The 21,007-nt window shown below is 64.4% G+C and carries 18 protein-coding genes and 3 pseudogenes; 14 read left to right on the top strand and 7 right to left on the bottom strand.

All coding sequences use genetic code 11. The features are described from left to right. Positions 1-39 precede the first annotated feature (39 nt). Both ACVWW3_RS22040 and ACVWW3_RS22035 read left to right on the top strand, forming a co-directional pair. A complete protein-coding gene (locus ACVWW3_RS22040; RefSeq protein WP_456649772.1) occupies positions 40-1,086 on the top strand; it encodes a HoxN/HupN/NixA family nickel/cobalt transporter in 1,047 nt (348 codons plus the stop codon). After that, complete coding sequence (locus ACVWW3_RS22035) at positions 1,067-3,379, top strand: TonB-dependent receptor (protein ID WP_456648677.1); 2,313 nt, start codon at positions 1,067-1,069, stop codon at positions 3,377-3,379. The genes ACVWW3_RS22040 and ACVWW3_RS22035 overlap by 20 nt, the downstream gene beginning before the upstream one ends. Before the next feature lie 157 nt (positions 3,380-3,536). Here ACVWW3_RS22035 and ACVWW3_RS22030 read toward each other — a convergent pair whose 3' ends face one another. The 7 genes and pseudogenes from ACVWW3_RS22030 to ACVWW3_RS22000 all read right to left on the bottom strand — a co-directional run bounded on the left by ACVWW3_RS22030 (position 3,537) and on the right by ACVWW3_RS22000 (position 12,449). Further along, positions 3,537-5,039, bottom strand: coding sequence for a helicase HerA domain-containing protein (locus tag ACVWW3_RS22030; RefSeq protein ID WP_456648678.1), 1,503 nt, complete (start codon positions 5,037-5,039; stop codon positions 3,537-3,539). Between the two features lie 103 nt (positions 5,040-5,142). Then, a pseudogene (locus ACVWW3_RS22025) lies at positions 5,143-5,962 on the bottom strand (YkgJ family cysteine cluster protein). Positions 5,963-6,173: 211 nt separating this feature from the next. Then, a complete protein-coding gene (locus ACVWW3_RS22020; protein ID WP_456648680.1) occupies positions 6,174-7,238 on the bottom strand; it encodes a ketopantoate reductase family protein in 1,065 nt (354 codons plus the stop codon). Between the two features lie 932 nt (positions 7,239-8,170). Then, positions 8,171-8,806, bottom strand: coding sequence for a MarR family winged helix-turn-helix transcriptional regulator (locus ACVWW3_RS22015; RefSeq protein WP_456648681.1), 636 nt, complete (start codon positions 8,804-8,806; stop codon positions 8,171-8,173). A 760-nt stretch (positions 8,807-9,566) separates the two neighbouring features. Beyond that, on the bottom strand, positions 9,567-10,892 hold the full coding sequence (fliI, locus tag ACVWW3_RS22010; RefSeq protein ID WP_247444776.1) for a flagellar protein export ATPase FliI: 1,326 nt from the start codon (positions 10,890-10,892) through the stop codon (positions 9,567-9,569). A 36-nt stretch (positions 10,893-10,928) separates the two neighbouring features. Continuing rightward, positions 10,929-11,657, bottom strand: a complete 729-nt coding sequence (gene flgF / locus ACVWW3_RS22005) for a flagellar basal-body rod protein FlgF (protein ID WP_354050087.1) — start codon at positions 11,655-11,657, stop codon at positions 10,929-10,931. A gap of 3 nt (positions 11,658-11,660) precedes the next feature. Beyond that, positions 11,661-12,449 carry a DUF1217 domain-containing protein gene (locus ACVWW3_RS22000; RefSeq protein WP_247444778.1) on the bottom strand — a complete coding sequence of 263 codons (789 nt, stop codon included), beginning with the start codon at positions 12,447-12,449 and terminating at the stop codon, positions 11,661-11,663. A 142-nt stretch (positions 12,450-12,591) separates the two neighbouring features. Here ACVWW3_RS22000 and motA point away from each other — a divergent pair, with 142 nt between their 5' ends. The 12 genes and pseudogenes from motA (at position 12,592) to flgI (ending at position 20,970) form a co-directional block, all read left to right on the top strand. After that, on the top strand, positions 12,592-13,491 hold the full coding sequence (motA, locus tag ACVWW3_RS21995) for a flagellar motor stator protein MotA (protein WP_247344698.1): 900 nt from the start codon (positions 12,592-12,594) through the stop codon (positions 13,489-13,491). Continuing rightward, positions 13,488-14,426 (top strand): flagellar motor switch protein FliM, encoded by a 939-nt coding sequence (locus ACVWW3_RS21990; protein WP_249803923.1) that lies wholly within the window; start codon positions 13,488-13,490, stop codon positions 14,424-14,426. Before motA ends, ACVWW3_RS21990 begins: the two co-directional genes overlap by 4 nt. Beyond that, a complete protein-coding gene (locus ACVWW3_RS21985) occupies positions 14,407-14,721 on the top strand; it encodes a hypothetical protein (RefSeq protein ID WP_456648682.1) in 315 nt (104 codons plus the stop codon). Before ACVWW3_RS21990 ends, ACVWW3_RS21985 begins: the two co-directional genes overlap by 20 nt. Positions 14,722-14,797: 76 nt before the next feature. Then, a complete protein-coding gene (fliN, locus tag ACVWW3_RS21980; protein ID WP_247344694.1) occupies positions 14,798-15,178 on the top strand; it encodes a flagellar motor switch protein FliN in 381 nt (126 codons plus the stop codon). Positions 15,179-15,180: 2 nt separating this feature from the next. Then, positions 15,181-16,221, top strand: a complete 1,041-nt coding sequence (locus tag ACVWW3_RS21975) for a flagellar motor switch protein FliG (protein WP_247444780.1) — start codon at positions 15,181-15,183, stop codon at positions 16,219-16,221. A gap of 13 nt (positions 16,222-16,234) precedes the next feature. Continuing rightward, positions 16,235-17,320 carry a flagellar biosynthesis protein FlhB gene (gene flhB, locus ACVWW3_RS21970; protein ID WP_456648683.1) on the top strand — a complete coding sequence of 362 codons (1,086 nt, stop codon included), beginning with the start codon at positions 16,235-16,237 and terminating at the stop codon, positions 17,318-17,320. A gap of 64 nt (positions 17,321-17,384) precedes the next feature. Further along, positions 17,385-17,786, top strand: coding sequence for a flagellar basal body rod protein FlgB (gene flgB, locus ACVWW3_RS21965; RefSeq protein WP_247344684.1), 402 nt, complete (start codon positions 17,385-17,387; stop codon positions 17,784-17,786). A 12-nt stretch (positions 17,787-17,798) separates the two neighbouring features. Further along, positions 17,799-18,216: pseudogene (gene flgC / locus ACVWW3_RS21960) on the top strand (flagellar basal body rod protein FlgC). Between the two features lie 2 nt (positions 18,217-18,218). Continuing rightward, entirely contained in the window at positions 18,219-18,548 is a 330-nt protein-coding gene (locus tag ACVWW3_RS21955; protein ID WP_247444783.1) for a flagellar hook-basal body complex protein FliE, read from the top strand. Between the two features lie 15 nt (positions 18,549-18,563). Beyond that, entirely contained in the window at positions 18,564-19,352 is a 789-nt protein-coding gene (gene flgG, locus ACVWW3_RS21950) for a flagellar basal-body rod protein FlgG (protein WP_247344678.1), read from the top strand. Positions 19,353-19,386: 34 nt separating this feature from the next. Then, complete coding sequence (gene flgA, locus ACVWW3_RS21945; protein WP_456672111.1) at positions 19,387-19,842, top strand: flagellar basal body P-ring formation chaperone FlgA; 456 nt, start codon at positions 19,387-19,389, stop codon at positions 19,840-19,842. Then, positions 19,839-20,970, top strand: a pseudogene (gene flgI, locus ACVWW3_RS21940) (flagellar basal body P-ring protein FlgI). The gene flgA and the pseudogene flgI overlap by 4 nt, the downstream one beginning before the upstream one ends. Positions 20,971-21,007: the final 37 nt, after the last annotated feature.

Raw genomic sequence — 21,007 nt, 5'->3', positions numbered from 1 at the left:
GTCGTGACGAGATGGTCTTTGCGGGCGGTCGAGCCCGGAATGGTGCTGCTGTTCGGCGGGTTGATCGCCGCCAATGTCGCGGCGTGGGTCTGGGCTTTCGCGGCGTTCGGCGACCGGCCGACGGTGATGGCGACCGCGCTGCTGGCATGGGTGTTCGGCCTGCGCCACGCCGTCGATGCCGACCACATCGCCGCCATCGACAATGTCGTGCGCAAGCTGATGCAGGCCGGCGGCGCGCCGCGCAGCGCCGGTCTCTATTTCGCGCTCGGCCATTCCACCATCGTGGTGGTCGCGACCATGCTGCTCGCGCTCGGCGTCGTGAGCCTCGGTGTCGGGAGCCTTGGCGGCGACGGCCTGCTCAGGGAGATCGGCGGCTTCATCGGCACGTCGGTCTCCGCGTTGTTTTTGCTGCTGATCGCGGCCATCAATCTCGTCATCTTCGTAGGCCTGTGGCGGACGTTTCGCGAAGCGCGGGAGCAGGGCATTCACGACGCCGAGGGCCTCGATGCCCTGCTTGCCAAACGCGGGCTTCTGGCGCGGCTGCTCGGCCCGATGTTTCGCCTGGTGACAAAGCCCTGGCACATGTACCCGCTCGGCTTTTTGTTCGGGCTCGGCTTCGACACCGCAACCGAAATCGGCCTGCTCAGCATCTCCGCCAGCGAAGCCGCGCGCGGCGCGTCGCTCGTCGATGTTCTCGTCTTCCCGGCGCTGTTCGCATCGGGCATGGCGCTGGTCGACACCGCCGACTCCGCGCTGATGGTGAGCGCCTATCGCTGGGCCTTCGTCGATCCCCTGCGAAAGCTCTGGTATAACCTCACGATCACCGGCGCCTCCGTGGCGGTGGCGCTGTTGATCGGTGGCATCGAGGCGCTCGGGCTGATCGCGGATCGCCTTGGTCTCTCTGGCGGCGTGTGGGCGCTGGTCGACGGCCTCAACGACTCGCTCGCAAATGTCGGCTTCGCCGTGATCGCGCTGTTCGCGATCGCATGGCTCGTCTCGGTCGTGCTCTATCGCCGCATGTTTGCGCTCGGCTACGCGGCCGCGCCAAAAGTGCTCGAATGCGCCGATGCCACCGAGGCGGTTTGAGCCCGGCCGATGCTGCGGCGCGCTGACGGCATTTTCGGCGTTGGTGCTGCTGGCAGATGGCGGCGACGCTTTCGCGCAGAACGCAGGCACCTCGCGCGAGTTGCCGCCGGTCCAGGTCTCCGGCGACGAGACGAGACCTCACAAGAAACCGGCCGTAGCGCGACGAGCCGGCAAACCGGTCCGCTCGAACGGCCGCATCGTTGTCGATCCGACAGCAACCCAAGCACCGAACGCGCGCAGCGTCGCCTCAGGCGTCAAGGGCCCGCCCGGCATGGCAAGCGAGATCACCGTCTCCGGCGAGGAGATCAACGCACGCCCTTTCGCACGGCCGGGCGAAGCGCTCGAAGCCGTGCCGGGGCTGATCGTGACCCAGCATTCCGGCGAGGGTAAAGCCAACCAGTATTTTCTGCGCGGTTATAATCTCGACCACGGCACCGATCTCGCCATCACGGTGGACGGCGTCCCCGTCAACATGCGTACGCACGCGCATGGCCAGGGCTATGCGGACCTGAACTGGCTGATCCCGGAAACTATTGCCGCGATCGACGTGCGCAAGGGGCCGTACTTCGCCGACGAGGGCGATTTCGCCTCGGTCGGCAGCGTTCACATCGGCCTGATCGACCGCACCAAGGGTCTTGCGCAGGTGACCGCCGGCAGCTTCGGCTATCGCCGCCTGCTCGGCATGGACTCAGCGAAGGTCGGGGACGGTTCGCTGCTCGTCGCGGGCGAACTCGGCACCTATAACGGCCCGTGGGACAATCCGGACAATGTCCGCAAGCTCAACGGCCTCGTGCGGTACAGCCAGGGCACCGCGACCGACGGCGTGTCCGTCACCGGCATGGCCTATGCGAACAAATGGAATTCGACCGACCAGGTGCCGCAGCGCGTGATCGCGACCGGCCTGCTCGACCGGTTCGGCTCGGAGGATCCAAGCGACGGCGGCAACACCAATCGCTTCGCGCTCTCGGCCCGCATCGCGCAGAGTGACGATGTGGGGTCGTGGAACGCCAACGCCTATGTCGTGAAGAGCCAACTCGATCTCTTCAACAACTTCACCTACTTTCTGAGCAATCCCGTGCTGGGCGACCAGTTCCACCAGCACGACGACCGCCTGATGGCCGGCGCCAACATCTCACGCACGCTGGACGGCTCGTTCGCGGGGCTGCCGATGCAGACCACCATCGGCCTGCAATCCCGCTATGATGCGATCGATCTGGCGCTGACCAACAATTTTCGGCGCGGCTTCGTCTCCAACGTCCGCAGTGACAATGTCGGCGAGGGCAGTGTCGGTCTCTTCGCCGAAAACACCGTGCGCTGGACAGACTGGCTCCGGACCACAATTGGCTTGCGCGGCGATTACTACGCCACCGACGTCACATCGCTGTTCAACGTAAACAATTCCGGCCGCGCCGATGCCGCGCTCGGCAGCCCGAAATTCAGGGTGGCGCTTGGTCCGTTCAACCAGACCGAATTCTTCCTCGGCGCCGGCTACGGCATGCATTCCAACGACGCTCGCGGCGCGACCACGACCGAAGACCCGAGTGATCCTGCCACAAGGCTCACGCCGTCGCCGCTGCTGGTCCGCACGCGTGGCGCGGAAATTGGTGTTCGCAGCAAAATCGTTCCCGGCCTCGACACGTCGCTCAGCATCTTCATCCTCGACCAGGATTCCGAGATTCTGTTTTCCGGCGATGCCGGCGATACCTCGGCGACTCGCGCCAGCCGCCGCTACGGCTTTGAGTGGACCAATCATTATCGTCCTCGATCGTGGATCGACATCGACGCCGACGTCGCGATGACGCATGCGCGCTTTCGCGGCACTGACAGCGAGCAGGCGGAGGTCTACGCCTCCCTCGCCGGCTATCCCGAGGCGCAGTTCGGCAACGCGCCCGGCAATTACATTCCGAATGCGCCGGCGATGGTGGCCTCGGCCGGCATCACGCTCGGCGAGAAGACGGGCTGGTTCGGGTCCTTGCGCTGGCGCTATCTGGCGTCGAGCCCGCTGACGGAAGACAATGCGTTTCGCTCGGTCGCGACCAGCATCTTCAACGGACGCCTCGGCTATCGCATCGACAACGGCTGGCGCCTTCAGCTCGATGTGCTCAATCTCTTCAACACGCAGGCGAACCAGATCACTTATGCCTATGGTTCGCTGCTCAAGACCGACACGCTGTACAATCTCTGCACGTCAGGCACCGCGCCGGCGGCAGTCTGCCAGAACGGTGTGATGGATTATGTGCTGCACCCCCTCGAGCCGCTGACGTTCCGCCTGACTGTGGCGGGAGCGTTCTAGTGCCGCGGGTCAGTAACCTCTCCCGCTTGCGGGAGAGGTCGCGCCGAAGGCGCGGGTGAGGGCTCTCTCCACGGCGGGAGCGCTCATTGTGGAGATACCCTCTCCCCAACCCTCTCCCGCAAGCGGGAGAGGGAGCGCACCATTGTCGTGGCTGCAATCAAGCCGAAGCCGCGTTCTGCGCCGGCAGATCGTCGGCATTGGGATCGCCCGGCGCGGTGGCCCAGGCCAGCTCCACCAGCGTCACGAACCTGCGGCCGGCCCCGTCGAGCTGGCAGACGATCAGGCCCTGCTCCTCCATGTAGCCGAGCAGGCGCTGCGCCCGGCGCAGTGAATGCGAGCCATAGGCGCGGGCAATGGCGGCGTCGCCCGGGCACGGCCAGCCTTCTTTCGCCGCGCGCGCGATCATCATGAACACGCCCTGCATGTCGTCGGGCAGGATCGAAGCGCGCAGCGTGACGTCTTGCCAGGCATCGTCGCCAGCGAGATCGGTGCCGAGCCCGGCGCGCGCATGCGTCAGCATGCGGCGGAATTCGTGGAGGTCAGGCACGGCCGCGCCGAGCCCCTCGATGCGGCAGCGGACGACGAACTCCTGATAGAGCACGCCGACCGCGCGGAAACCGGCATCAGGCGCGGCGAGCACGGCGCGCAAGGTGCGGTCGACGCGCTGGCGCCGCTCGGCGAGCTCCTCGGCACTGACCGGCACCTCGATCATTTCGGGGCGAATCTCCGGTGCCGCAGCCTTCGCGGCGCGGAGCTGTTCGAGCAGATCAGGCGCGGGCCGGCGCTGCGGCCGGCTGGCATCGGGCGGCGGCGCGGCCAGGATCACGGCGCGCATATTTTCGAGTGTGGTTTCAGGCATCGGCATCAGCCGCGGGGTGGAATTGCGCGGCTGGGTTTCGGTCGCGCCGATATTCAAACGCAGTGGCCGGCGCGACAGGGCCGGGCCGAGTGCCATGAACTGTCCGCGCTCGAGATCGCGGAAGGATTCGGCCTGCCGCCGCTCCATGCCGAGCAGATCGGCGGCGCGCGCCATGTCGATGTCGAGGAAGGTGCGGCCCATCAGGAAGTTGGACGCTTCCGCCGCGACGTTCTTGGCGAGCTTTGCCAGCCGCTGGGTTGCGATGATGCCGGCCAGCCCACGCTTACGGCCGCGGCACATCAGATTGGTCATCGCACCGAGCGACAATTTTCGCGCTTCGTCCGAGACTTCGCCCGCCACCGCAGGCGCAAACAGCTGCGCCTCGTCGACGACCACCAGCATCGGATACCAATGGTCTCGGTCCACGTCGAACAGCCCGCCGAGGAAGGCGGCGGCGCGCCGCATCTGGTTCTCGGCATCCAGCCCTTCGAGATTGAGCACGGTGGAGACGCGATGCAGCCGCGCGCGCTCGCCGGCAACCTGAAGGCCGCGCTCGGTGTGATCCTCGGCCTCGATCACGAGATGGCCGAAATGCTCGGCCAGCGAGACGAAATCGCCTTCGGGATCGATGATGGCTTGCTGCACCCAGGGCGCACTTTGCTCCAGCAGCCTCCGCAGCAGATGTGATTTGCCGGAACCCGAATTGCCCTGCACCAGGAGACGGGTCGCCAGCAGTTCCTCGAGGTCCATGGCCGCCGCGGCGCCTGCCGTGGTCTGCCCCATCTCGATCGCAACCGTCATGCCCGACTCAAGTCCCCATCATTCGCGGACAGGGGCTTATCAACCCGGTCGCGGCGCGTCGAGCGCCACGGCGAGAATCATGCGTTGTTGCCCACGGCGGAGTTCAGACGTGATTCGATTGGCGTAGAAGTGCGGGCCGATACGGGGCTTGCGGATCGTCGTCTTCATTCTCGGGGATGGCGCATGAGCCGAATTCCTGCCTGATCCGCTCAATCTCGGCGATGCGCTCGTGTAGCCGCTGCAAGTGCTCCGGCGATGTCGCCCGCCAGAATCGGAACGTGTCCGGCGTCAGCGGCACGAACGCGGTGCCAAACAGGGTCGGTTCGGGAACGATGGTGCGTCCGAGCAGCATGAACCGGTTCTCGCCGGAGACGACGAGGGTCGCATAGCCGCGGTTTCCGATCCGCTTGATCCCGTTCAGCGACCATTCGCTGAGCTTGCTGAAATAAGGCTCCTCCCGCCAGCGATCGGGGCAATGATCGTCGACCGTGACATTGACCGCATCCTGGCTGAAATGGACGATGAGCCCGGCCTTCTCGGGAATCCAGTCGTCGTCGAGATGGCCTTGCAGCCAGGCGCAGACGAATGAGCGGCACATCTGCGGACGGCGGTCGTAGATGGTGCATCCCGTGCCGTTCTGCCAATGCTTGCACAATTGGTTTACCGGCTTGTCGACAGCGGCCACTTCGAGGATGTCGCAGCAGGCGTTGCACGTTCCGCATTGTCGAGACGGCGACGGTGGTGCTCGCCGGTTGGCCGGCCGAAAACCCTGGCCGTCGCGGATGAGGAACTTTTGCTTCTCCAGCGTGCTCAGCGCGCGCTCGACCTTGAGGCGAGACAATCCAGTCGCGTCAACGATACCCTTCATCGTCGTCGCGCCCGGCCTCCACTGCGCGAACGACTTGCAACTCCGTCTGATCCATCGTGTTCTGCTTGTTGGTCGGCTTCTATCCGGCTATCGCGTGGGCCCAGAACCTGCTGGGAATTGGCCCCAGCGTGACGGCTAGCAGTCGCATGGATGCGGGATTTGCGCAAACGGAGGTCGCGCAGGAAGGTTCGTTTTAAGCCAACCCGCCCGGGAAGGCTGGTTCCGGGCACTTGCGGCGCTGGCCCACCTGGCCACGCCGAATGTCGTCACTGCGCGCCCGATCCGCCCTGCACGATCTTCTCGTTCAGCTTGAGGTCCACGGTCTCGACGGTGCGGTCGATCTCTGCATTGGGCACGCCGAGCTGATGCGAGATCAGCTTCACCAGGAGGTCGACGCGCTCGATGAACGGCGCGCCGCTCGCCACCGCGCGCGCAGCCGATGACGGCTTGAGCAGGCTTTCGGCGGCTTTGGCGTATTTTGCGAACGGCACCTGGTCCTGCGGATCGGCGCCGAGACGGCGGGCGATTCCGTCGACGTGATCGTAGATCGTCTGCGAGCGCGCGAGATCGCCGTGTACGGCGTCGCGGATCGACTGCGGCTCGTGCGGCGTGATGCAGCGGTAGTTGCCGGTCAGCAGCATCGACCATTTCGCCAGCGGCACGAACAGCGAAGAGAACACCTTCAGCTTCACCGGCACGTCGTGGCCGTCGAGGGTCACCGCGTCGATGTCGGCTTCGAGCTCGCGCAGCACCTTGTTGTGCTTGTCGTCGGCGAAGGCCGATGCCTTGAAGTTCGTGGGCAGGCCGACGTGAAGCACGTTCGCAGCCTCTTCCGGCGGACGGAAGGCCTGCGGGTCGGGCGAGCACAGCGTCACCAGCCCCGGCTCGAAGCGCTCCCACACCTGCGCATTGGTGTAGGCCTCCTCGAGATCCATGTCTGCGAGCGAGGGGATCCGCTTCAGATAGGGCAGCGGCGGCATGTTCATGATCGACAGGCACGGCAGCTTCGCCGCGGCGATCCTGACCATGAGAACGCGCACCGTGTGGTTGGTGTATTGCGGCTCCTGCATCGCAAGGCCGACCATGTCGTAACGGGACAAGTCCACATTGGCCGGCGTCACGGCGTCGAGCTTGCCGGGCAGGTCGCGCGAGAAGATGGCGCGGTGAACCGCCTCGTCACGCAACTTGATGCGGACCTCGGTGCCCTCGCGGTTGATCAGCTCCGCGGTCTTGGCGCGACAGACCAGGGTCACGTTGTGCCCCGCCATCAGCAGCTTCGTGCCCAGCAAGGAGCCGTAGGAAGCCCCGAGAATCAGGATGTTACGCGCCATGCCTCGTCCCTTTGACAATGTGTGTGATTTTTGAGCCCCGGCCGTCATCCGCGGGCGAATTGCCGGCATGTAAGGCAAAGTGCCCGGGCATGGCAATTGGTATAATGCATACAAGGGTGGGTACAGGGGTCTTGCTGTGTCGCGCCTTTGTCAATTCGCCCGAATGAAAATATTTCGCTTTACCGAAATTCGGAAATGCCGTATGTGTCGCCCATCCCGGCTCGACCAAGAGGGGCGATCTTGTGTCGTCACGTTTCGCGAGCCGGGCTTGCGGTGGACGCGGCAGCGTCGGGCGCGAAAGTGCGGGCAGGGCGGATTGCTCTCCGTGAGCCCGAGGCTTCGTGTCGACGAGCGGCGCTGTCAGGTTCGTCTCGTCATCAGGTCGGCGGCAACGTGCACAACGTCGTCGAAACCGGTGGCGACAAGCGAGCCGTGCGTACGGCAAAACCGTGTGGTCCTGGCCGTCGTTGCTACGGTCAAGCTCTTGCGGATGCGGCATTCGCGTCAACCGGCGCTGTGTCCGCGACTTTCGTGAAGGCGAGGGAGGCCAAAACGAACTCGGCTCCCGGGAGAGCACGGCATAAGCCGTAAAACCACTGCGCAGGGAAGGCCGAGTGATTGGCTACACCTGTATGCTGCTGTGCGGTTTCCTTGCGCTACATCTTCGCGCAGCGGACCGCAGGTGCCAGCCGGCACCCGGCCTTCCCTGCGCCCTCCTGGACAAGAGGGGCGAATGACAAGCAAAGCTCGGGCGAAACGCGCCGCGAGGGTGCGAAACTGTGTCTGCGAATCAAATGCGAGCTGGAAGAACGATGCTGCAGCCTCTTGCTCCGTCATTGCGAGCGCAGCGAAGCAACCCAGTCCGCCGCCGCCGAGGGATTCTGGATTGTTTCGCTCCGCTCGCAATGACGATGGAGAGGCGGGCGCGCGCGTCAGCCCTGGCTTGCGACGCGCGCGCGGTCGAGATGGGTCTCGATCTTCGGACGGTCGCGGGTGCGCTCGAAGCTGGTGCAGAGCAGTTCGGTCTCCTCGATCGAGACCGGGGCGCGATACAGCCGGCACATGAACTCGGCCGTTGCGCGCCCCTTGCCGGTGGCCGGGCCGCGTTCGGCGAGAAACATGGAGTCCCGGCAGACGCTGGCATCGAGCCGCTGATGTGCCGCGTCGAGGTGATTGAGGATCTCCCGCAGCGAGTCGCGCAGCCTGACGCACTCGTCGGTTCCGAGCGCAATGACCGCGTTCATCACGTGATTGATCGGATCGTGCTGGTTCAGGCACTTTTCGCCCTGCGCAGTGACGTGCAGCACGACAGAACGCTTGTCCTCGTGCGACGGCTTTCGCACCAGGAAGGACTTGCCCTCCAGCGTCTTCACGATCTGCGATGCAGTCGCCCTGGTAGCGCCGATGAAGCCTGCGAGCGCAGACGGCGTGCGCGAAAACTTGTTGGCGCGGCCGAGAAAGCGCAGCGCCATCCATTCCCGATCGCGCAATCCATGTTGATTGCCTTCGAAATACCAAGCCCTCGCCGCCTGAACCAGCAGCTCGACAGCTTCTCTTGCCAATGGCATGAATTCCTACCTTGCCCCGGGAAACACGTATGCGGCGCCCCGGAGCCGCCTTCCGTCGTCGCGCACGAGCCGTTTGCGAGAAGCCGTACCGCCCGCAATATCCGACATATGCACCGTGCTCTTCTCTCGCGCGAAGGCACGGACTGTCCGGCGCCCGACCTGGACTGACGGGCACTGCAAGCTATGGCGCGGGATGCGATGTTGCTGATCGTATGCCAATCGTGGCGTCGTCGCACGAGAGCCCGAGTAGCCGTCGCCAGCAGACGATGGATCGGAGTAGTTCAACCGAAGCCCCTAAAGTTCAAGTCACAAGCAGATGTTTCTTGTCTTCCAACGAAACGATGAATGAGCTTATCAACAAAATCAAGTAGAGACGCTCTCGGAGACCGGATGTCGTCGCAGGCGAATGTAACGTTCAAGACAATCTCGCTCTTCGGGACACATGATGGTGAACAGCAATACGCCGTCCCACGAGCAACATGCACTCAACCATGCGACGGCTTGATTGCACGGCACGTGGCTGGCTGTCGTTGGTGCAAGTTGATCGAAGCTTGTGCACGACGACGATGTGCACCGGAATGTCATCCACAACTTGTGCGTTCGGTCGGAGAGAATCGCCAAGGGAACTCACAGGAATTACACGTGGCGGTTGTCCATGCCGGGATCGCGGACTCGCTGGGTCCAGTCGCTTCCAGCGCGATCGCCTGTCGAAAACAACGAGGATGCGACCGGCGGGCGCGTCGTCTCAGCCTGCGACCGGCTAGTCGCCCTTGAGCATGTCCCGGAGTTCGCGGAACGGATCGGCGCTTGGTGGAGCCGAGGCGTCCTGCCGCATCGCGCCGTAGATTCTCGGAACCATGTCGACCGCCTGGTCGAGCCCCGAATCACGTCCCGGCTGGTATCCGCCCATCAGGCGAAGGTCGCGCGTGTCCTCGTACTTGGCCATCATGGCGCGCAGCTTGCTCACCAATTCGCGCTCTTCGGGATCCCAGACGTTATGGGCGAGGCGGGAGACCGAACCCAGAACGTCCACGGCCGGATAGCGCGCCTGATCGGCAATGTGCCTGGAGAGCACGATGTGCCCATCGAGTGTGCTGCGGATGGTGTCGGCGATCGGCTCGTTGTGATCGTCGCCGTCGACAAGCACGGAGAAAATCCCGGTGATCGTCCCGGATCCCTCCTCGCCGGGTCCGGCGCGCTCCAGCAGACGCGGCAGATCGGTGAAGACGGTGGGTGCGTAGCCGCGCGCGACCGCGGGCTCACCGGCGGCGAGCGCGACCTCGCGGGCAGCGTGGGCGAAGCGGGTGATCGAATCGACCATGAGCAGGACCGATTCGCCCCGGTCGCGGAAATATTCGGCGACCGCCATGGCCGTCTTCGGCGCCAGCCGCCGCATCATCGGGCTTTCGTCTCCCGTCGACACGATTGTGACGGCGCGGTGACGATCTGCGCCCAGCACGTCCTCGATGAACTCGCGCACCTCGCGGCCGCGCTCGCCGACCAGGGCTAGCACGACGGTGTCAAACCCCTGACTGCGGGCGAGCATCGCAAGCAGCGTCGATTTGCCGACGCCTGAACCGGCAAAGATGCCGACGCGCTGGCCGGCGCAAATCGGGGCGAACAGGTCGATGACGCGTACGCCGGTGCGCAGCGGCTTGTGGACGCGCGCGCGCTTCATGGCCGAAGGCGCGTCCGCCTCCGCCGAGACCGCACGCGATCCCGGAGTGAGAGGGCCCAGTCCGTCCAGCGGCGCCCCGAGCGCGTTGATGACGCGGCCCTTCCAACTCGGATCGGGCGCGAAGGACAGTGGCGGCATCCGGTAGGCGACCGAACCGAGGCCGCCGGCGAACTGCCGGTCGAACGGCTTGGCGATGATGCCCTCGCTGTCGATCCGTACCACCTCGCCGATCTGGGGCTTGCCGCCGGTGTTGACGCCGATCAGTTCGCCAAGCCTGACGAAGCGCGATAGGCCGGAGACGCGGAAATGCGTCGGCGCGATCTCGGAGATCGCGCCGCTGACGCTTGCCAGGGGAGTGCTCTGCTGAAGCTCCAGCAGCGCCCACTCAAGTTGCCGAAGAGCGTTCAAGGAAACCGTCCAACCTCATTGCGCGCGAGGCGCAGTCTATTTGCCGGGTTCGCCCAGCGTCCGGATTGCGTTCTGGAGCGAGCTCTCGGTGCCCTCGATCATCGAATTGGTGCCTTCGAAGGCGCGCGAGGCCGCGATCAGCTTGGTCAATTCCATCATCGGATTGGCGCCGGAGCCCTCGACATAGCCCTGCTTGAAGCCGTCGCGGGAGAAATCGGCGATGGCGGTCGCAGGCCGGTCGGGCGTGACGCCCGAATTGCCGTAGCGGTCGAGATTGGCGTCAGCGGGAATGTTGAACAGGCCGATGGTGCCGATCTCGTTGTTGTCCTGGGTGATCGCGCCACTGCGCGCGATCGAGACCGGTCCGCCGTTCGGATCGAGCGTGATCTGCGCGCCGCCGGAATCGATGACGGGGAAGCCGGACACGGTCTGAAGGTCGCCATTGGCGGCGATCTGGAGGCGGCCGTCGCGGGTGTAAACCGTGCCGTTCGGACCGGCGAACGCGATCCAGCCCTGTCCGACCACGGCGACGTCGAGCGGGTTGCCGCTCTCGGTGATGCTGCCCTGCTCGCGGGAGATAATGTTGTCGCCGGGCGAGGAGAAGGCGACCGGGTTCGCGCCCGCCTTGGACAGCACGGTCTCGAACTTCACCACGTCGGTGCGGAACGCCGCCGTGTTGACGTTGGCGACGTTGTTGGCGATCGTCTGGAGACGCTTTTCGAGGGCGACCTGCGCAGACAATCCCACATAGAGAGCCGATTGCATGATTTACCTGTTGAACTTGATGTTCTGAAGTGTCGTGAGCATGTTGGTATCCATGCTGATCGACGTTGCGGCGCCGGCGATCAGGACCAGCGCGGGGTTGGTCGAGGTGTCGTTCTGGGCCTGGGTCGCATCCCACATTGCCGCGAAGCGCTGCACGAACTTGGTGACCTTGGCCGGGTTCTGGAAGTCGGCGAGGTTGATCTTGCTCGTGATCAGCTTGGCCTGGGCATCGATATCAGCCGAGCTGATCGTCGCCGGCAGGCCGAGCGCCGTCTGGACCACCTGCGTCATCGCCTTGTCCGCGAGGATCTGGTAGGAATTGGTGATGGTGGAGGCCTTGCGCGTGAAATAGAGCGCCAGCCGCAGGCCCTCGTTCTGGTCGCCGGCCTTCTCCTCCATCGTCTGCGTGACGAATTGGGTCGCGACACCGGCCGTAGCCGCGGCGGTCTGGGTCGCCTTGTCGCCGAGGGCGGCGAAATTGAAGGCGGCGGCGAATTGCCGGTAGCGGGTGTCGGTCAGCTTGTTGGCGAAGGCTTTGTTGTCGGCGATACCCTCGGTCAGCACCTTGCGCATGAACGCCTTGGCGTAGGTCATGTCGCTGAGACCAAAGGCCTTCATCGCGTAGGAATAGAGGCGATAGTCCTTCAGGAAGTCGTCGATGGTCTTCACATTGCCGATGTGGCTGAGGAAATAGTCGGTGTCGCGGCTGACATCCGGCTGCGTCGCGACCTGCGTCAGCGACTTGCCCATGTCCTTGGTCAGTCTGGTGTAGTCCGCGATGGTGGATAGCATGACACGCGTCCCTCTGGCCGCTCTTGCGACGTCGTCCCAAGCTGCCGTGAATTGCTTGCGCGAGGCTGACGACGGGGAAGCCAGCTTCGCGCAAGGCTCGCCGACTAGATATTCCCGATAGGATCGGTGATGGAGCGGCGTGTTGGGCAGTTTCGTGGGGATCGTCATCACGGTAGCGGCACTGCTGGGTGGATTTGCCGCCATGGGCGGGCATCTGGGCGTGCTCATGCAGCCGTGGGAGTTCGTGATCATCATGGGCACCGCGGTCGGCACCTTCATCATGGCCAATCCCTGGAAGACGGTCGTGGATACCGGGCTTGCCTGCATGCAGGCAGTGACGGGGGCGGTGCCCGGTCAGCGCTACTATCTCGACCTGCTCGGCGCGCTCCACGCGCTGATGCGCGAGCTGCGGGGCAAGGGGCGCAACGAGGTCGAGGCACATATCGACGATCCCGCGTCCTCCGAGATATTCAAGGCGTTCCCGAGCGTGCTGGGGGATCCCTCGGTGCTCCAGTTCATCTGCGACTACGTCCGCCTCATCATCATGGGTAACGCGCGAACGCACGAGATCGAAGCGTTGATGGACGAGGAGATCCACACCATCGTCAAGAGCAAGCTGACGCCCTACCACGCGCTGGTGGTAGTCTCGGAGGCGTTGCCTGCACTCGGCATTGTCGCCGCGGTGCTCGGCGTCATCAAGGCCATGGGCGCGCTCGACCAGTCGCCGAAGCTGCTGGGCGGCTTCATTGGCGCCGCCCTCGTCGGCACCTTCGCCGGTATCTTCCTGTCCTACGGCATCATTTCGCCATTCGCGATGAAGGTGAAGATGACGCGCGAGAAGCGTTGCCGGCCCTACATCATCGTCAAGCAGACGTTGCTGGCGTTCATGAACGGCGCCATGCCGCAGATCGCCGTCGAGCACGGCCGCAAGATGATCGCGAGCCCCGAGCGGCCCTCGATCGACGTCGTCGAGAACGAGACGATCGCCGGCCCCAAGGCTGTCGTGACCGAGGTTGAACCGAAGGCTGCGCGCGCATCATGATGGAAGACCTCGACGTCGATCAGCGCAAGCAGCTGCCGAACTATCTGCTGGACGCCGCCGGCATATCGATCGAGCGTATGCCGATGCTCAATGTGATCTTCGATCGCATGGCGGCATCGTGCACGGACAGCCTGCAGCCGATGGCCGGAACGCCGTGTTATTTCTCGGTCAACGGCATCACCAACGACCGCGTCGGCGACATCGTCAAGGACTACGAGGCCAACGCGGTTGCGGCCGTGCTCTATGCCGAGCAATGGGACTCCCGCATCATCATCATGCTCGACCGCGACTTCGTGTTCACCATGGTCGAGGCGATGTTCGGCTCCGACGGCGCCGAACCGCCGCTCGACGTCGAGCGCAGCTTCTCGAATATCGAGATCCGCCTGGTCCAGGCGCTGTTCGAGCGCTTCGCCAAGGCGCTGCAATCGGCTTTCGCCGGCACCTCCAACGTCACCTTTCGCGTGGAGCGGGTCGAGACCGCCATGGCGTCGCTGGCGATCGGGCGGAGCGGCAACATGTCGATCTGCGCGAACATCATGCTGCAGGCACTCTATCGCGGCGGTCAGATGTTCCTCATCATTCCGCACTCCGCGCTCAACCCGCTCAGGCAGAAGCTCGCGACCGTTGTCGTCAGCGACGGCCGCGCGGCCGATCCGCGCTGGCGCGAGCAGATGGAGAGCGAGGTACACCGCACCGAGGTGACGCTGAGCGCGGTGCTCGACGAGAAGATGATATCCCTCGAGGATGTCGTGAAATTCAAGGTTGGACAGGTGCTCGAGCTCGAAGCCACGCCGCGCACGCTGGCCCGGCTCGAGAGCAACAACCAGGTGCTGTTCTGGTGCCAGATCGGCCAGCTTGATGGCTACTACGCCATGCAAGTGGCAGATCCCGTCGATCAGAAACGGGAGTTCGTCGATGATATCCTATCTCGTTGATGCCGTGCTGCTGATAGCGCTGGCCTTCACCAGCATGCGAGTGACCCGGATGCATAGCGAGCTGGCGCGGTTGCGCAGCTACCAGGGCGAGTTCTCGACCATCGTCCACGAGACTGCGGGTGCCTTCGACACGGTCATCACCGCGGCGCATGATTCCACCGCGAATCTCGGTCGGCTCGCCAACGTGCTGAGCACGAAGATCGATCAGGCCCATGAGGCGATCGCGGCGCTCGATGCGAGAAGCGGACTCGCATCCGCTACGACCGCGGGCGGCGCCGACGTGAACAAGCATTGAAGCCGAAGCCGGCCGAACAAATACGATCGGGACGTTGCGGCGCTCCGGGAGCGGAAATACCAAGAGGCGAAACCAAATGGCGCAATCCTTCGACTATGAGTCCGCAGCGGCGTCCGACGACGGGCATACCGAGACATCTCCGCTGGAGCGGCTGGCGGAGATCGCCGCGCGCACCGCGGAGGAGAGTGGCAAGTTCGCCAATGTCGATGCCATCCTGCGTATTCCCGTGACCATGCAGGTGGTGCTGGGATCGGCGACCATTCCGGTGGCAAACCTGATGAAGCTCGGCCGCGGCGCGGTGGTTCCGCTCGACCACCGGGTCGGCGAACCCGTCGACGTCGTCGTCAATGGCCGCATCGTCGCCCGTGGCGAGGTGGTCGTGGTTGAAGAGGACAATTCCCGCTTCGGCGTCTCGCTCACCGAGATTGTCGGGCCGTTGGGGCAGGGTGATACCTGACCATGGCGGCACAGGTCGGCATCGCTCCCACCAAACAGCGAGGCGTTGCCACGCTGGGCGGAACGGAGAAGGTCGCGGCACTTCTGCTCGCCATGGGCCGGCAGGCGGCCGCGAGCGTGCTCGCGCAGTTCGAGCCGCAGGATATCCGCACCGTGACCAAGGCCGCGGCCGAGCTGCGGCCGATCACCGCGCAGGAACTAGAGGCGATCGTCGAGGAGTTCGCCCAGCAATTCTCGATGGGTGCCAACATTCTCGGCACCCTCGGTGGCCTGGAAGCCGTGCTCGGCGACGTGCTTCCGGCCGACCAGGTCTCGGCCATCATGTCCGATCTGCTCGGCAATTCGAGCCGGTCGGTGTGGGACCGCGTCTCGTCGGTGTCGGAAAACTCGCTGGCGAGCTACCTCTCAAAGGAGCATCCGCAGACCGCGGCGCTCATCCTGTCCAAGGTGAAGCCGTCCTGCGCCGCCAAGGTCATGAGCCAGCTGCCGTCGAGCCTGCGCAACGAGCTGATGCGGCGCGTGCTCAGCCTCAAGCCGATCGTCGACGACGCCATGAGGGTGCTCGAAAAGACGCTGCATGAGGATTTGACGCTGAACTTCGCCCGCAACCTCGGCGCGGACACCTACGCCCGCGTCGCCGACATCATCAACAAGATGGAGCGCGGACACATCGAAGACATGCTGAAGAGCCTGTCGGAGAAGCGGCCGAAGTCGGCCGAAGTGCTGAAGGAGCTGCTGTTCACCTTCGACGACGTGACCAACCTGACGCCGAAGGCGCGCACCATGATCTTCGACCAGGTGCCGACCGATCGCATTGTCATCGCGCTGAAGGGCACCGACAAGCACTTCCGCGAGATGATCCTGTCCTCGGTCGCCTCGCGCGTCCGCCGCGTCGTCGAACACGAACTCGCCATCGGCGAGCCGTCGAACCAGCGCGACGTGCTGGAGGCGCGGCGTGTGATCACCGACCTCGCGCTCGACCTCGCGGAAAAGGGCGAAATCGAGCTCAACCCCGAGCAGGAGGATGAGCTGGTCTTTCGCTGACCGCTGAACGGGCATGGCAGAAACAACCGATCAGGAGAGCAAGACAGAAGAGCCGACCGAGAAAAAAGTCCGCGATGCGCTCGAACAGGGCAAAATCCCGGTCTCTCGGGAGGCTTCCATCTTCGCGTCGATGGCGGCGCTGATGGTGATTCAGATGTTTCTGATCGGCCAGGGCGTGCAGCAGTTGACGCCGATGCTGACGAGCTTTCTCGACGATCCCGACGGCTTCCCTCTCAGCACCGGGGCCGACGCCCTCAATCTCCTCACCGTAGTGGGCCTTCAGGCATTCCGATTCCTGGTGCCGCTGGTCGCCACTCTGTCGGTGTTTGGCCTGGCAGCGTCGTTGCTGCAAAATGCGCCGAGCCTGGTGCTCCAGCGGATCGCGCCGGACCTGTCGCGAATCTCGCCGCTTAGCGGCTGGAGCCGGCTGTTCGGAGCGCAGGGCCTCGTCGAGTTCGCCAAGTCGCTGTTCAAGCTTGTCTCGGTGACAGTCGTCGTTGTCGTCGTGCTGCGCTCGTCGGAAGCGAAGGCGTTCGAGGCGATGTATACCGATCCGGTCGCGCTGCCGGAGATGATTCTCAACATCGCCATGCGGATCGTCTCGGCGATCTGCATCGCGACCATCGTCCTGGTCGCGATCGATCTCGCCTGGGCGCGCTTCCACTGGCGGCGTGAGCTGCGCATGACGCGGCAGGAGATCAAGGACGAGCACAAGCAGGCCGAAGGCGATCCGCTGATCAAGGCGCGCCTGCGCTCGCTGGCACGCGACCGCTCGCGCCAGCGCATGATCGCCTCCACATCGCGCGCGACGCTGGTGATCGCGAACCCGACGCACTTCGCGATCGCATTGCGCTACAAGCGCGAGGAAAACCCGGCGCCGATCGTCGTGGCCAAGGGCATGGACGTGATCGCGCTAAAGATCCGCGAAATCGCCGAGCAGAATCGTATTCCGGTGATCGAGAACAAGGCGCTGGCGCGGGCGCTCTACGAGGCGGTTCAGGTCGACCAGGTGATTCCGGCGGAGTTCTTCCGACCGGTCGCCGAGATCATCTACTTCCTGCAATCCAAGCAGGCGCCGCAGACTGAGAAGGTCCAGTAGAATTCCGAGGACGACGTCTAGCGCATCAGCCTGACGAAAGCTTGCGACCCTAAGCTCAACCCGAATGAACCAGAATGGTGATGTCGTGGGACCGCTTTATCTCTTCGAACTCGCATCGTCGCAGGCGCGTTACCTCGAACTCCGCCAGTCGACGATCGCCACCAATGTCGCCAACGCCAACACGCCGGGCTTCAAGGCACGCGACGTCGAGCCCTTCAACAAGGTGCTTGACAGCACGCCGGTGAGGCTCGCGACGACGTCGCCGTCGCACCTGCAGCTCTCCGCGGCCGAGAGCGACACGCGGGCGACCGCGAAGAAGGACAGCTGGGACGTGGTTCACTCCGGCAACTCCGTCAGTCTCGAGCAGGAAATGATCAAGGGAAGCGACGTCAGTCGCGACTACTCGATGAACTCGGCGGTGGTGCGGTCGTTTCACCGCATGCTGCTGTCGAGCGCGAAGACCTGAGGTGAACTGACAATGCTGGACTCACTGCAATCTTCGTTGACGGTCGCGAGCTCCGGGCTCGAAGCGCAGTCGACGCGCATGCGCATCGTGTCGGAGAACCTCGCCAACGCGACGTCGACGGGGCGCGCCGCCCGGCGCCGATCCCTATCAGCGCAAGACCATCACCTTCGATGCCGCGATGGACCGCGCTTCCGGCGCGCAGCTGGCGAAAGTCAAGGAAATCGGGGTCGACACCACGCCGTACCGCGTGGAGTACGACCCGGGGCATCCCGCTGCCGACAAGGCCGGCTACGTCAAGCTGCCGAACGTCAACATGATGATCGAGATGGCGGACATGAGGGAAGTCAATCGATCCTATGAAGCCAATCTCCAGGTTGTGAAACAGGTGAGATCGATGCTGGGCATGACCATCGACCTGCTGAGGAGCTGACAATGCTTGAGGCAATTTCGTCCACCGCGATTTCGGCCGCGCAAGCGGCGAGCCGCGCGACCGAGGCGCAGGCCATCTCGCCGGCGGCGACGCCCGCGATCCAGTCCGGCGGCGATGTCGGATTCGAATCGGTAATGAAGCAGGTGACGACGGACGCGATCGGGACGCTGAAGGCGGGCGAAGCGGCCTCGATCTCGGCGATGCAGGGCAAGGAATCGACGCGGCGCGTCGTGGAGGCGCTGATGTCGGCCGAGCAGGCCTTGCAGACGGCGGTCGCGGTTCGCGACAAGGTCGTGCAGGCCTACCAAGAAGTCGTTCGGATGTCGATCTGATCAAGGAGTGACGCAGTGAAATCGCTTGCCATCGCGGCTACGGGCATGAACGCCCAGCAGACCAACATCGAAGTCATCGCCAACAATATCGCCAACATCAACTCGACGTCGTACAAGCGGGCGCGTGCGGAATTCACCGATCTGTTCTACCAGATGGACCGCATGCAGGGCGTTGCGAACACCAACGGCTCGTCGCCGATCCCGGAGGGCGCCAATCTCGGTCTCGGTGTCAAGTCGGCGGCGATCCGCAAGCTGCACATCCAGGGCGCGCTCACGCAGACCGGTAATCCCTACGACATGGCGATCAACGGGCGCGGCTGGTTTCAGGTGCTCGGCCCGAACAACGAGGTGCAATATACCCGCGCGGGCTCGTTCAACACCAATGCCAACAGTCAGCTCGTCACGACCGACGGCTATCTGCTGGATCCCGCAATCACGGTGCCGCAGGGAACGGTCCAGGTCACGGTCAACCAGACCGGGCAGGTGTTCGCCAAGCTGGATACGGAAGTGAACCCGCGGCAGATCGGCCAGCTCAACCTCGCCAATTTCGCCAATGAAGCCGGCCTCGAACCGCTGGGCAGCAATCTCTATCGCGAGACCACGGCGTCGGGCACGCCGGTCGTCGGGCTGCCGGGCGATTCCGGCTACGGCAAGATCAACCAGCAATATCTCGAAGCTTCGAACGTCGACCCGGTCAAGGAAATCACCGAGTTGATCTCCGCCCAGCGCGCCTACGAAATGAATGCCAAGGTCATCCAGGCCTCGGATGAAATGGCCCAGACAGTCTCGAAGGGCATGCGCTAGTTCCGGTGTATCCATGTTGAACAGGATGGGATTGATGGTGCGCGGGTTGGCCGCCATGCTTCTGGTTCTCGCCTCCGCGCGGATCGCGGCGGCCGAGGAGAAGCGGCTGCCGGTGCCGGCCGTCTCGATCCGCGCCGGCGAGCTGATCCGGGACGACATGATCACCGAGCGCGCCTTTGCGCCGAACGTGCTCGGCGTCGCCATGTTCATCGAAGGCCGCCAGATCCTGGTCGGCCGGATGGCGCGGCGCACGTTGCTGCCCGGTCAGCCGATCCCGACCAATTCGGTGGAGGATCCCTGGACGGTCGCCCGCGGCGCCATGGTCAAGGTCGTGGTCGAAGACAGCGGCCTGTCGATCGTGACCTACGGCGCAGCGATGCAGTCGGGTGCGCCCGGCGCGCTCATCCCGATACGAAACACCGATACCGGTGTGATCATCAGGGGCGTGGTCCAGCCCGACGGCACCGTCAAGGTCGTGGACGGGTCATGACCAGATTCCTGCTTGCGCTCGTGCTACTGGTTTCCGCCGCTAGCGCCCAGGCCGCCGTTCGCATCAAGGACATCGCGCGACATCAAGGGATTGCGCGAAAACCAGATCGTCGGCTACGGCCTCGTCATCGGCCTGAACGGCACCGGCGACACGCTCCGCAATGCCCCGTTCACCGAACAGTCCTTGCAATCGATGCTCGAGAACATGGGCATCAATGTCAGGAACGAGACCACGAGCACCAACAATCCCCCGCGTCCGACGACGCTGCGCACGCGCAACGTCGCGGCCGTGATGGTGACCGCGGACCTGCAGCCTTCGATCAGTGCGGGCGAGCGCATGGACGTGAGCGTGTCGTCGCTCGGCGATGCGACCTCGCTGCTCGGCGGCACGCTGGTGATGACGTCGCTGCGCGCAGCGGACGGTGCGGTCTATGCAGTGGCGCAAGGCGCGGTCACAGTCGCGGGTTACAGCGTCGGAGGCCAGGCCCAGAATGTCAGCCAGGGCACGCCGACCGCGGGCCGCATCCCGAACGGCGCGCTGGTCGAGCGCGAGGTGCAGGGTAGTCTCCATGAAATGGAGTACCTGGTGCTGGAGCTGAAGAACCCCGACTTCGTCACCGCAACACGCATCCTCGACGCCATCAACCGCTACGCGGGCGGACGCTACCGCGCGCAGATCGCCTTCGAGCGCGACTACCGCACGATCGTGCTGTCGAAGCCGCGCCATATCGGCCCGGTCCGATTCCTTGCCGAAATCGGCGAGCTGACCGTCGAACCTGACACGCCGGCGCGGGTGGTGATCAACGAGCGCACCGGTACGGTGGTGATCGGACGCGACGTACGGATATCGACCGTTGCCGTGACGCACGGCAATCTGACGGTCCGCGTCACCGAGCTTCCCGTGGTGTCGCAGCCGGCGCCGTTCTCGAAAGGGCAGACGGTGGTCGTGCCCCAGACCGTGGTCGAGGCCAACGAGGCCGGATCGCAGGTGGCGATCCTGAGCGGCGTCGATCTCCAGCGCCTGGTGCGCGGGCTGAACCAGATCGGCCTGAAGCCGTCCGGCATCATCGCGATCCTCCAGGCGATCAAGACGGCCGGCGCCCTTCAGGCCGATGTCATCGTGCAATGATGCGTAAGCGTCGTGCAAGCTTGGTCGCTCAATGCTC

This window comes from Bradyrhizobium sp. LM2.9 (genome assembly GCF_054056555.1).
The sequence above is the reverse complement of the archived record's forward strand: the minus strand, read 5'-3'. Positions and strand labels throughout refer to the sequence as shown.